The 11,840-nt window shown below is 71.6% G+C and carries 11 protein-coding genes; 8 read left to right on the top strand and 3 right to left on the bottom strand.

Going from position 1 to position 11,840, the window contains the following annotated elements; all coding sequences use genetic code 11:
• The first annotated feature begins 5 nt into the window (after window positions 1-5).
• The 7 genes from ACFZBU_RS03830 to ACFZBU_RS03860 all read left to right on the top strand — a co-directional run bounded on the left by ACFZBU_RS03830 (window position 6) and on the right by ACFZBU_RS03860 (window position 8,003).
• Complete coding sequence (locus ACFZBU_RS03830; RefSeq protein WP_391581861.1) at window positions 6-1,181, top strand: cysteine synthase family protein; 1,176 nt, start codon at window positions 6-8, stop codon at window positions 1,179-1,181.
• Entirely contained in the window at window positions 1,178-2,410 is a 1,233-nt protein-coding gene (locus ACFZBU_RS03835) for an ATP-grasp domain-containing protein (RefSeq protein WP_391581863.1), read from the top strand. The genes ACFZBU_RS03830 and ACFZBU_RS03835 overlap by 4 nt, the downstream gene beginning before the upstream one ends.
• Window positions 2,407-4,071: a lyase family protein gene (locus ACFZBU_RS03840; protein WP_391581865.1), complete on the top strand. Its 1,665-nt coding sequence runs from the start codon at window positions 2,407-2,409 to the stop codon at window positions 4,069-4,071. Before ACFZBU_RS03835 ends, ACFZBU_RS03840 begins: the two co-directional genes overlap by 4 nt.
• Complete coding sequence (locus ACFZBU_RS03845; protein ID WP_391581866.1) at window positions 4,068-4,838, top strand: thioesterase II family protein; 771 nt, start codon at window positions 4,068-4,070, stop codon at window positions 4,836-4,838. The genes ACFZBU_RS03840 and ACFZBU_RS03845 overlap by 4 nt, the downstream gene beginning before the upstream one ends.
• A gap of 60 nt (window positions 4,839-4,898) precedes the next feature.
• On the top strand, window positions 4,899-5,924 hold the full coding sequence (locus tag ACFZBU_RS03850) for an ATP-binding cassette domain-containing protein (protein WP_391581867.1): 1,026 nt from the start codon (window positions 4,899-4,901) through the stop codon (window positions 5,922-5,924).
• Complete coding sequence (locus ACFZBU_RS03855) at window positions 5,921-6,823, top strand: ABC transporter permease (protein ID WP_391581868.1); 903 nt, start codon at window positions 5,921-5,923, stop codon at window positions 6,821-6,823. The genes ACFZBU_RS03850 and ACFZBU_RS03855 overlap by 4 nt, the downstream gene beginning before the upstream one ends.
• A gap of 334 nt (window positions 6,824-7,157) precedes the next feature.
• Window positions 7,158-8,003 carry a DUF4097 domain-containing protein gene (locus tag ACFZBU_RS03860; protein WP_391581869.1) on the top strand — a complete coding sequence of 282 codons (846 nt, stop codon included), beginning with the start codon at window positions 7,158-7,160 and terminating at the stop codon, window positions 8,001-8,003.
• A gap of 26 nt (window positions 8,004-8,029) precedes the next feature.
• Here ACFZBU_RS03860 and ACFZBU_RS03865 read toward each other — a convergent pair whose 3' ends face one another.
• Together ACFZBU_RS03865 and ACFZBU_RS03870 are read right to left on the bottom strand one after the other, a co-directional pair.
• Window positions 8,030-8,545 carry a hypothetical protein gene (locus ACFZBU_RS03865; protein WP_391581870.1) on the bottom strand — a complete coding sequence of 172 codons (516 nt, stop codon included), beginning with the start codon at window positions 8,543-8,545 and terminating at the stop codon, window positions 8,030-8,032.
• Window positions 8,546-8,899: 354 nt separating this feature from the next.
• Window positions 8,900-9,544, bottom strand: coding sequence for an FMN-binding negative transcriptional regulator (locus tag ACFZBU_RS03870; RefSeq protein ID WP_391581871.1), 645 nt, complete (start codon window positions 9,542-9,544; stop codon window positions 8,900-8,902).
• Between the two features lie 378 nt (window positions 9,545-9,922).
• On the opposite strand from ACFZBU_RS03870, the gene ACFZBU_RS03875 reads away from it, so the two are divergent.
• Window positions 9,923-11,275: a lysine N(6)-hydroxylase/L-ornithine N(5)-oxygenase family protein gene (locus ACFZBU_RS03875; RefSeq protein ID WP_391581872.1), complete on the top strand. Its 1,353-nt coding sequence runs from the start codon at window positions 9,923-9,925 to the stop codon at window positions 11,273-11,275.
• Between the two features lie 239 nt (window positions 11,276-11,514).
• Here the strand turns inward: ACFZBU_RS03875 and ACFZBU_RS03880 are convergent, their stop codons facing one another.
• On the bottom strand, window positions 11,515-11,730 hold the full coding sequence (locus ACFZBU_RS03880) for an MbtH family protein (protein ID WP_020553678.1): 216 nt from the start codon (window positions 11,728-11,730) through the stop codon (window positions 11,515-11,517).
• Between the last annotated feature and the right edge of the window lie 110 nt (window positions 11,731-11,840).

Here is an 11,840-nt window from a genome sequence, read left to right on the forward strand (position 1 = left end):
GAGCGATGGGCGCGCAGGCAGCGAACGGGCATTCGGCGAACGGTCGGACGACGCACGAGCAGGCGGCGGACGGGCACGCCGCGCCCCACCGGATGGAGGTCGTCGGCGACGCGGTGGCCGCCCTCGAAATGCCCCGCCTGGTCAGGCTCGAACACAATCTCTACGCCGCCTGCTTCACCGTGATGAAGCTGCTCCCGGCCCGCTACATCCTGGACACCGCCGCCCGCCGCGGCGAACTGCGCCCGGGCATGACCGTGGTGGAGACCAGTTCGGGCACCTTCGGACTCGGCCTGGCCATGGTGACCGCACTGCGCGGATACCCACTGATCCTGGTCAGCGACCCGGTCCTGGACGCACCGCTGCAGGCCAGGCTGGAATCCCTGGGCGCCCGCGTGGAGATCGTCACGGAACCGGCGGCCGTCGGTGGCCACCAACGCGCCCGCCTGGACCGGCTCGACGCGATCCGCAAGGAGTGCGAACCCGCGTTCGTCCCCTCCCAATACGACAACCCGCTCAACCCCGCCGCCTACGCGGGAGTCGCCGATCTGGTCCGGCAGCGGATCGGCCGGGTGGACACCCTGGTGGGTTGCGTCGGCTCCGGCGGCTCGATGTGCGGCACCGCGTACGAGCTGCGCCGGCACCGGCCGCAGACCCGCGCGGTGGCCGTGGACACCCACCACAGCGTGCTGTTCGGGCTGCCCGACGGCCCCAGGACACTGCGCGGACTCGGCAACAGCCTGATGCCGGCCAACGTCGCCCACGACACCTTCGACGACGTGCACTGGCTGGGCGCCGCCGAGGCGTTCGGGGCGACCGACCGGCTGCACCGCGAACACGCCCTGTTCATGGGCCCGACCAGCGGCGCGGCCTACCTGGTGGCCCGGTGGGAGGCCCGACGCCACCCCGACCGCACCGTGCTGGCGCTGTTCGCGGACGAGGGGCACCGCTACCAGTCCACCTCGGGCGACCCGAACTGGCTGCGCGAACACGGGCTCCATCTGCCCGTGTTGCCCTCCGAACCGCACCCCGTCACCGACCCCGCCCAAGTGCGCGGCCACTGGGACCACATGGTGTGGAACCGCCGCCCCGCACCCGGCGCCGCACGTCTCGGCCCGGACGCGGCCCGGCCCGCCCCCGATTGCGCCCCCCGGCCCGCGGACGAGCGGACGCGCGTCCGATGACCGCGACCCTGGTCCTGGTGGAGAGCAACACCACCGGCAACGGACGGGCCCTGGTGCGGGCGGCCCGTCGCGAGGGCCTGCGGCCGGTGCTGCTGTGCGCCAGCCCGGACCGCTACGACTACGTCCGCGCGGACGGCGTCCCCGCCGTGGTCACCGACACCGGCTCCGGGGATGCGCTGCTGGCCGCCGTGCGGCGGCTGCGCGGACCGGTGGTGGGCGTGACGAGCACCTCCGACCACTACATCGAGCCGGCCGCCGCCCTCGCCGAACGACTCGGCCTGCCCGGACCCGACCCGCACGCCGTCGCGATGTGCCGGGACAAGGGCCGACAGCGCAGCGCCCTGGCCGCGGCCGGGGTGGCCGTACCGAGGAGCGCCACCGTCACCGACCTCTCGCACGTCGAGGCGGCCCGGCACCGGCTGGGCACGGGACCGTTCCTGGTCAAGCCGGTCACCGGAAGCGGCAGCGTGGGCGTACGCCTGTGCGCCGACGCGGACGAGGCACGCCGGCACGCGGGCCCGCTCCTGGCCGAGGCGGTCAACGAGCGCGGACTCGCCGTGCCGACCGGGGTGCTGCTCCAGGAGTACGTGCCCGGCCCGGAGTTCTCCGTCGAATTGCTCGGCGGCCGGGTCGTGGGCGTCACCGCCAAGCACCTGGGCGCGCTGCCGCGCTTCGTGGAAACCGGACACGACTTCCCGGCCGCCGCCGACCCCGGCCTGCTCGCCGCACTGCGGGCCGGGGCCGTGGCGGCCGTCACCGCCCTGGGGCTGGCCGGCTGCCCGGCCCATGTCGAACTGCGGGTGGGTCCGGCCGGACCGGTCGTGATCGAGGTCAACCCCCGCCTCGCGGGCGGCCACATCCCCGAACTCGTGCTCGCGGCCCGCGGCGTGGACCTGATCGACGGCCTCCTGGCCGCGGCCCTGGGCCGCCCGGTGCCGCCGCGCCCGGCGGGAGTCGCGGGCGCGGCGGCCGTACGCTTCCTCCTCGCACCCGCGCACGGCGTCCTGGCCGGCGTCGACGGGACCGCGGATGCTGCTCGGCTGCCCGGCGTGCGACGGGTCGAGGTCGGCGTCGCGGTGGGCACCCCGATGACGCGACACGGCGACTTCCGCGACCGGATCGGGGCGGTCCTGACCACCGCACCCGACACGGCGACCGCCGCGGCCGCGGCGGACCGGGCGCTGCGCACCCTCACGGTGCGCACGACGGCGAACGGGAGCCCGCGGTGACCGGGGAACGGGTGCGGGCCGAATCGGCGCCGACGGCGGAGCAGGCGGCTCCCCTCGACCCGGCCGACGCCGACCGGGTGCACACCGGTGGGCGCGTCCCGCTGCACCCGCGGGTCCGGGCGCTCACCCAACAGCCGGGCGTTGACGCGGCGTTCGCCGGCGATCTCGCGCTGACCACGCAGATCGACCGAGCCCATGTGGTGATGCTCGCCGAGCGCGGCATCCTGCCGACGGCCGCCGCCGCCCAGTTGCTCGGCGCCGTGGACGCGCTGCGCGCCGAGAACTTCGCGTCGCTGCACGGCCGCCCGGCCCCGCGCGGCTGGTACCTGATGTACGAACTGTTCCTGACCGAACGGCTGGGTCCCGACGTCGGCGGCCAACTGCAACTGGGCCGCTCCCGCAACGACCTCACCGCCACCCTCCGCCAACTCAAACTGCGCGGACCGTACCTGGACCTGCTGTGGGAGGCGCTGCGCCTGCTCGGCACGCTCACCCGCACCGCCCGCCGGCACGCCCGCACCGTGATGCCCGCGTTCACCCACCACCAACCCGCCGTGCCGATCACCTACGGCCACTACCTCGGTGGCGTCGCGGTGGCGTTGGCGGCCGACATCGAGGCGCTGGCCCGGGTGGCCGAGGACCTCGACCGCAGTCCGCTGGGCGCGGGCGGGGTGGGCGGCACCACGGTGCCCATCGACGCGGGCCGCACCGCCGCGCTGCTCGGCTTCGCCGGGGCGCGCGCCAACTCGGTCGAGGCGGTCGCCTCGCGGGACGCCGGGTTGCGGCTGACGGCCGCGGGCGCCGTGCTGGGGGTGCTGCTCGGCCGGGTGGCCACCGACCTCTCGGTGTGGACCGGCCCGGACAGCGGGCTGTTGACCGTGCCCGACAACCTGACCAGCGGCAGCTCGATGATGCCGCAAAAGCGCAACGTCTTCGTCCTGGAACACGTCGCGGGCAAGGCGGCGGCCCCCCTGGGCGCCTTCGTCACGGCCGCGACCGCGATGCACAAGACACCGTTCAGCAACGCCATCGCGGTACACACCGAGGGCATGCGTCCGATCGAGGACGCGGTGCGGCAACTCGCCCAGGCCGCAGAGCTGTTGCGCCTGGTGGTGGCGGCCGCGCAGCCGGACGTCGAGCGGATGACGGCGTGCGCCGAGGCGGGCTGCACGGCGGCGACCGAGGCCGCGAATCGGCTCGCCCTCGACACCGGCATCGGCTTCCGGGCCGCGCACGCCGCGGTCGCGGGCGCGGTGCGCGAATCGCTGGCCGACGGCGGGGAACCGCTGGCCGACGTGCTGGCCCGACTGCCCGAGGCGGGTGGCCGGACCGACCTGACGGCTTCGGCACGCACCGTCGCCGAGACCGCCGAGTACGGCGGGGGACCGGGACCGCGGGCACTCGACCACTGTCTGCGCACGACCCGGCGCCGATTGGCCGAACAACTCGGCCTGCTGCGCGTGTTGCGACAGCGCTGGAACGGCTACGAACCCGGCCTGGACGCCGCGGTGGCCGCGGTGCGGCGCGCGGGCGGCGAAGAAGGCGCCGCCGGGAGCGGCGACCGCCGGGCGGCCGACGGGGGACACACCGACCGGGCCGGCGGGTGCGATCGCGCCGACGCATCGAGCGCCCGGGCCGCTGCGGATGGGAGAACCACGTGACGACCAAGCAACGCCGGGGCCCGTGGGTGACGTTGCCCCAACCGCGTCCCGACGCCGAGGTTCGGCTGTACTGCCTGCCGTACGCAGGCGCGGGCGCGTCCGCCTTCCGCGACTGGCCCGGGGCGCTCGCCGCGCTCGGGTCCTACGAGGTCGCCCCGATCCAGTACCCGGGACGGGAGAACCGGCTGCGCGAGCACCCGTTCATCGACGTCGACGCGATGGCCGCCGAGGTCGCCGCGAGCATCGATCGGCCGTACGCGGTCTTCGGCCACAGCATCGGCGGCCGACTCGCGTTCGAGCTGTGCCGCCGATTGCGTGCCCTGGGCTGCCCCGACCCGCTTCGGCTGTTCGCGTCCGGGTGCCCGGCGCCGCAGCACCCACCCGCGGCGATCCGCGACTCGGACCTGCCCGACGACGAGTTCATCGCCCGCGTGGACGGCATGGGCGGACTCCCGGCCGAAGTGCTCGCCGATCCCGAACTGCGCGAACTGGTCGTCCCGGTGCTGCGCTCGGATTTCACCATGGTCGACGACTACGACTACACGCCGCAGCCCCCGCTGGCGTACCCGATCAGCGCCTTCGTGGGCGACGCCGATCCGGAGGCCGACCCGGACACCGCGGCCGGCTGGGGCGAGCAGACCGCGGCCCGCTTCGCGCTGCACGTGCTGCCCGGCGACCACTTCTTCCTGCACAGCGCCCGCCGCGCCCTGCTGGCCACGCTGGTCGCCGACCTGGCCGGCGCAACCGCCGCCGCCGGTTCCCCCTGACCCGCCCGCATCCGTCGACGCCGCCGACGGCGCCGACGCCCTGGAAAGGACCGTGGAGCCATGTCGGACGCAATCGCCGTCGAGGCGCTGCACAAGAGATACGGCGACGTGCAGGCCCTGGACGGCCTCGACCTCACCGTCGAACAGGGCTCGGTCCTGGGCCTGTTGGGGCCCAACGGAGCCGGCAAGACGACCGTCGTGCGGATCCTCGCCACACTGCTGCGCCCGGACTCCGGATCGGTGCGGGTGTGCGGCATCGACGTGTTGCGCGAGCCCGAACGGGTACGGCCCCTGATCGGTCTCACCGGCCAGTACGCGGCGGTCGACGAGAAGCTGACCGGCTTCGAGAACCTGCGCATGCTCGCCCGGCTCGCTCGGCGCGGCCGGGCCGAATCCCGCGACCGGGCCGACGAACTGCTCGCGGAATTCGGCCTCGCCGACGCCGCCGGACGCCTGGTCCGCACCTACTCGGGCGGCATGCGCCGCCGGCTCGACCTCGCGGCCGGCCTGATCGCCCGCCCCGAGGTGATCTTCCTGGACGAGCCGACCACGGGCCTCGATCCCAGGAGCAGGACGGCGATCTGGAAGGTGGTCGCCGACCTCTCCGCCGCCGGCACCACCGTGCTGCTGACCACGCAATACCTGGAGGAGGCGGATCGCCTCGCCGACGCGGTCGTGGTCGTGGACCACGGCACGGTGATCGACCGGGGCACCCCGGAGGAACTGAAGGACCGGGTGGGCGGCGAGCGGCTGGAGATCCGGTTGGACGACGCCGGCCAGTACGAGCGGGCCGAGCAGGTGATCCGGGGGGTCGTCGGGGACAGTCCGTGCAACCACGACGGCGAGGGGCGGATCACCGTGGCGGTCGCCGGCGGGGCGCTGCTGATGCCCGAGCTGATGCGCGAGTTGCACGCGGCGCAGGTGATCGTCGTGGACACCGCTGTGCGCCGCCCGACCCTGGAGGACGCCTTCCTCGCGCTGACCGAGCGTCGCCAGGGCCCGGCCTCGGATGCCGACCCGACGCCGGCACCCCCGGAAGCCGAACACGTCACCGCGGTGACGGCCGGAAGGACGGACCAACGATGAGCGGCATCTCGACGGAAAAGACCGCGAAGACCGAGAAATCCGCGAAGTCCGGGAAGGCCGCGGACACCGCGCGGACGACGAAGGCGTCCGCGGTGGCCCCGGCGGGGTCCGGCGCGAGCGAGCGCGACCCCGGCGGCGGGATCGGCTGGTGGTTCTCCGACGCCGGGGAGATGGCGCTGCGCAACCTCAAGCACCTGCGGCGCACGCCGGACCTGATGATGTACGCGCTCATCCAACCGGTGATGTTCATCCTGCTGTTCCGCTACGTGCTCGGTGGGGCGATCGACGTGCCGGGCGGCGACTACGGGCAGTTCCTGCTGCCGGGCATCTTCGTGCAGATGGTGCTGTTCGGCTCGGTCGCGGGCACCGCCGTCGGAGTCGCCGACGACATGAGCAAGGGCATCATGGACCGGTTCCGGTCGATGCCGGTGAGCCGATCGGCCGTCCTGGCCGGCCGCACGTTCTCCGAACTGGCCCGCACCCTCGTGGCCGTCGTGGTGATGGTGGTGGTCGGGCTCCTGGTCGGATTCCGCTTCGACGGCGATCCGCTGCCGATGGCGGGCGCGTTCCTGCTGCTGTTCGCCTTCGGCTACGCGTTCTCCTGGCTCGCCGCGCTGATCGGCATGGCCGTCAGCGGGCCCGAGGCCGCCCAGGCCGGGGGCACCGCATGGCTGTTCCCCTTCACGTTCGTCAGTTCGGTCTTCGTTCCCGTCTCCTCGATGCCGGGGTGGCTCCGGCCCTACGCCGAGCACAGCCCGGTGACGGTGGTGGTGGACACCCTGCGGGCCTGGCTGGGCGGCACCGACGCGGGCTCGGCCGGCTGGCAGTCCCTGGCCTGGACGCTGGGTATCGCCACGATCTGCGCCCCACTCGCCGTCGCCCGCTACCGCAACAAGTGAGAACGGCCGCCGCAGCTCGTCCGGATCGCGATGCGCCGGGTGATGGCGCCATGCCGGGGTGCCCGGGCTTGAAATGGCGCATGTATTGCGCCACAATGGCGTCATCAGGGCAACCGCCAAGGAAGTCGCCGGTTACGAAGGGCAGTCGGTGGACGCGTGGCCGGAACAGGTAATCTCCACCTGGAGCGGCACGATCGCGCTTCCCGTACCGTCGATCGGCGCGGCAGACGGGACCGGGAGCGCCACATCGCCAGGGTGTGCCGAACCGACCGGACCGATATCCCACCCGTCCCACCTTGGGGGACGCCCGCCGCAATGACGAGAAGGGACAGCCGTGCCTGTTTTCGATACTCCCGAGCCGATCTCCGTCACGCTCGACATCCATGTCGGCGACGTGCAGATCACCGCCGAAGACCGGACCGACACCGTCGTCGAGGTGCGACCGACCGACGAGAGCGACGCCTCCGACGTGAAGGCCGCCGAGCAGACGAGTGTCGAATACGCCGACGGCGTACTGGTGATCAAGGCGGCCAAGCCCACGGTGCCGGCGATGAACTTCTCCCGGAAGACCCGTTCGGTGGATGTGTCGATCACCCTGCCTGCCGGCTCGCACGTGCGCGGCGAAGCCGCCTTGGGAGACCTGCGCGGTTCTGGGCGCCTCGGTGATTGCACGTTCAAGACGTCCACCGCGCATGTCCGACTCGACCACGTCGGTTCGTTGCGTCTGGACACGGCAGGCCACATCACCGTGCGCCGCGTCGACGGCGACACCGAGGTCAAGACCTCCACCGGGCGCATTCGCATCGGCGAGATCGGCGGTGCGGTCAAGGCCAAGAACTCCAACGGCCACACCGAAATCGGCAGGGTCACCGGCGACGTCCATGTCCGCGCCGCCAACGGCGACATCACCGTCGAGCACGCGTCGGGTCTCGAAACCGACGCCAAGACCTCCAACGGCAGCATTCGCGTCGGGGAAGTGACCCGCGGCACGGTCGTGCTCAAGACGGCGTGCGGTGACCTGGAGGTCGGCATCGGCGCGGACCGGCCGGCGAAGCTGGATCTGACCACCGGATACGGGCGCGTACACAACACGCTGGAGCCCACGGACAAGTCGTCCGAGGAATCGGTCGAGGTACGGGCGCAGTCCTCCTACGGCGACATCACCATCCACCGCGCCTGACGAACGGCTCTCCGCACCCGAGACGACTACTGCACCCAGCCGTTGAACTGCTGCTTGCCGCGATGGGATCGCCTGCTGTTGGCCAGTGCCGCGGCGGAGGCTCGAACCATCCACGTGTTGACCGAGACGCCCTGCCTGGACGCCGCCTTCTCGATCTCTTCCTTCATCTCCTGCGGAGGTCGGAAGTTGATCCTGGCCGTGGCGCCGCTGCGGACGCCGCCGGGCGATCCGGCCAACCAGTCGCTCGCCGCGTCACCGGTCTCATCCGCGGCATCGCCGGCGGGGCTGCTGTCGTCACCCGCGGGCGGAGTCACCACGAAACTGGGGTCCATCCCCCGCAGCCGCAGGTCCACCGAGCCGGGTGCCAGCTCCCGGGTGATCTCGTCGGCCGCGGCCGACAGAACCTTGAGCAACGTGAGTCGAACGGCCGATTCCAGCGGGGCGACGAGGCGCTCGGCAACAGCGCGGGCCTCGGCGTCTCCGGCCGCAGCGGCTGTCACCAACTCGTCGCGCAGCGCGTCGACGTACTCCCGTAGTTCCATGGATTCATCATGGCACACCGATTGCGCCGCATGGCGCCTGGTCGGCCCGGCACGCGTGTGACCACCTCCGCCAAGGAATATGTGGTGTTCCCATCGCCCGATGGTGGTTGTCCGTATCTCGGCAGCGCGCCGTACGCGGGCGGATTCGACCCACCTGTCGCCATCGGGATCAACCTGGCGCCATCGGCACGCCACGGGACCCACTGCCGCCGCCGCGTACCGCGGCGGTGACCCGGGACGGGCTCGGGGCCGGTATCTCTCGCGAGATACCGGCCCCGAGCCCGTTCGAACACCCCAGGGCCGACAGGATTCGAACCCGGCGGGGCGCCCGGACGCCGACACGGCGGATTTCGGTCACGGCAACCGGGTCATGAGCTCGGCCGTCTCCCGCTGGAGGCTGCACGCGCGCCTGCTGAACGACTGCTGCACCCGCTCGCGGACCTCGGCCGGTTGCTCCTGGCTGAGTTTGAACATGCCTTCCGCCCCCGTGACGGTGACCCGGAAGGCGCCCACACCGGGGACGATCTTCCGGAAGTAGTCGACCGACTCGGTCTGGTCCCAGCCGGCGCCGAACTCCGACTCGAAGGTCAGCGCGGTGGCCCGCACCACGCCCAGCGTCTCCTCCAGCGAGTCGATCCTCTCCACGACACCGCGTACGTGTACCGAGGTGAAGTTCCACGTCGGAGCGGCGGGCGTCACCTCGTACACGGTGGGCGACACATAGCCGTGCGGGCCGGTGAAGGTCAGCAGCAGGACGGTTCCCGTCTCCAGCGCTTTCCAGTGCGGATTCGCCCGGTTCATGTGCCCGAGCAGGGTGGCGCCCGAAAGGTCGTCGGACCACGACCCCGTCATCTGCGGATCGGGTATGACGGGCAGGTGGGTCGCGAACGGGCCCGCGCTGGGGTCGCCGTTCATGACCGCAAGGGCCAACGGATTGGCGCGGATCAGGTCTACCATCCACGAACTGTCCGGTTCACGATAGTGGCGGGGAACGAACATTCGGAATTCACACCCTTTTGTGATCTGGCTCGCGGTATGGCTCCGACTCGCCGACGCTACTACCGGTGCATCGAGCACTTGCGGCAATTCGGAGCCGGGAGGGAAGGCTGTCCCGTCGACAGGACGGCGGCCATGGGTACGCGGTGCACCGGGATCCTTGAAAGGTGGCTCCCGGTCCCTCTAGCTTGGCATTAATGCGTTCCCGAGAGTAATACTCGATACGCCGCTCCCGGGTGACCGGTCGAGATATTCGAGACCATCGGCCGCACACCTGTGGTGAGTTGACCGTGTTCCCCATTCGGGCCTCTGGGTTGCCGCAACCGACCCATTGAAAATGCGGAAGTCCCTGTCGCAGCGACGCTAGCGGGAGAATTTTCTATGGGTACGTTCGGACACGAGATCTACGACGTGGTCGGCATCGGATTCGGTCCGTCGAATCTGTCGCTCGCCATTGCCCTGGAAGAGCACCGGGCCAACGAGTCGGCCCGACCGGTGACCGCCGCGTTCTTCGAGCGGCAGCCCGCTTTCGGATGGCACCGGAACATGCTCCTCCCGTCGACCACCATGCAGATCTCGTTCCTCAAGGATCTGGCCACGTTCCGCAACCCGGTGTCGCGGTTCGGCTTCATCTCGTATCTGCACGCCTCGGGGCGGCTGGCACAGTTCGTGAACGCCCAGGACTTCTTTCCCACCCGGCAGGAGTTCCACCAGTACCTCGAGTGGGCCGAGTCGAGCGTCACCGACCGCGTCTCCTACGGCTCGGCGGTCACCTCGATCCGGCCGCCGCAGGGCACCGCGGCGCGGGACGCCAAGCACTTGGAGATCGAGGTCGAAGACGTCGCCTCGGGCGCGACCCGGCTGGTCAAGGCGCGCAACGTGACCGTCTCGACCGGCCTCGTGCCGCGCATGCCCCAGGGCATCGAGCGCGACGAACGCGTCTGGCACAGCTCGGAGTTCCTGGAGAAGTTCAACCGGATGCATGCCGCCGGGCTGGGCAGTGTGGCGGTCGTCGGCGCCGGTCAGAGCGCGGCCGAGATCACCCGGTTCCTGTACGACACCCTCCCGCACGCCCGGGTCTCGGCGATCCTGCCGGCCTACGGGTACTCCGTCGCCGACGACACCCCCTTCGCCAACCAGGTGTTCGATCCCGGGGCGGTCGACGAGTACTACTTCGGGACCGACCGGGCCCGGGAGGCGTTCTGGCGCTATCACAGGAACACGAACTACTCGGTGGTCGACGACGAGGTCATCAGGGACCTGTACCGGCGCTCGTACGAGGAGGAGGTGCGCGGCGGTCGGCGCTTGTACTTCCGCAACCTCACCCGGGTCGACCAGGTCAAACGCTCCGGGGACGAGACCCGGGTGTTCCTGCGTTCGCTGCTGGACGACGGAGTGCGCGAACTCGACGTCGACGCCCTGGTCTTCGCCACCGGCTACGACTCCCCGGAGCCCTCCGGCCTGCTCGGCGACCTCGACCGGTACTGCCTGCGCGACGAGGCCGGGCGACACCGGGTGGGGCGCGACTACCGCCTGGTCACCAGCCCCGAACTGTCCTGCGGCATCTACCTGCAAGGCGGCACCGAGCACACCCACGGACTGACGTCCTCACTGCTGTCCAACATCGCGATCCGCAGCGGCGAGATCGCCGACTCCGTCATCCGGCGTCGCGTCGAGCACGAACTCGAACTCGAACGCAAGGCCGCCCTGGAGGTCGCGCGGGAGACCCGCTGACCGCAGGCCCCACCCGCCGGCCCGCCGGCACTGCCGGCGGGCCGTCGGCATGTCCGCGACGAAGACGACCTGTCGAGGCCGAGGGGTGCGCGACGCACGACGAGGAAAAAGGTGGGCCCGGTGCCGCTTTCGGCACCGGGCCCACCCCCGGGGTCGTCCGGATCGCTCACCGAAGCGGGCGACCAGGCCGTGTCCGGCGGACCTTGGTGGGGCCACCACCAAGATCCACCGGACACGGCCTAGCCCGCCGCCATCGCCTCGCGCAGGCTCTTCGGCCGCAGATCGGTCCAGTTCTGCTCGACGAAGTCCAGGCACTGTTGGCGTCCGTCCTCACCGAATACGACCCGCCAGCCGGCGGGGACCTCGGCGAACGAGGGCCAGAGGGAATGCTGCTCCTCGTCGTTCACCAGGACGTAGAACCGGCCGTCCGCGTCGTCGAACGGGTTGCTGCTCATGGGCCACTCCAATTCGGGCTGCTTGCCGCGTGGTTCAGTTCGGGCAGCGTATCGCCATTCTCCGGCCGGTGGGGAGCGGGCCATCGAACGGAAAGTCCGCGGCTTCCGGT

Source organism: Embleya sp. NPDC008237 (assembly GCF_042956465.1).
Classification (GTDB): Bacteria; Actinomycetota; Actinomycetes; order Streptomycetales; family Streptomycetaceae; genus Embleya.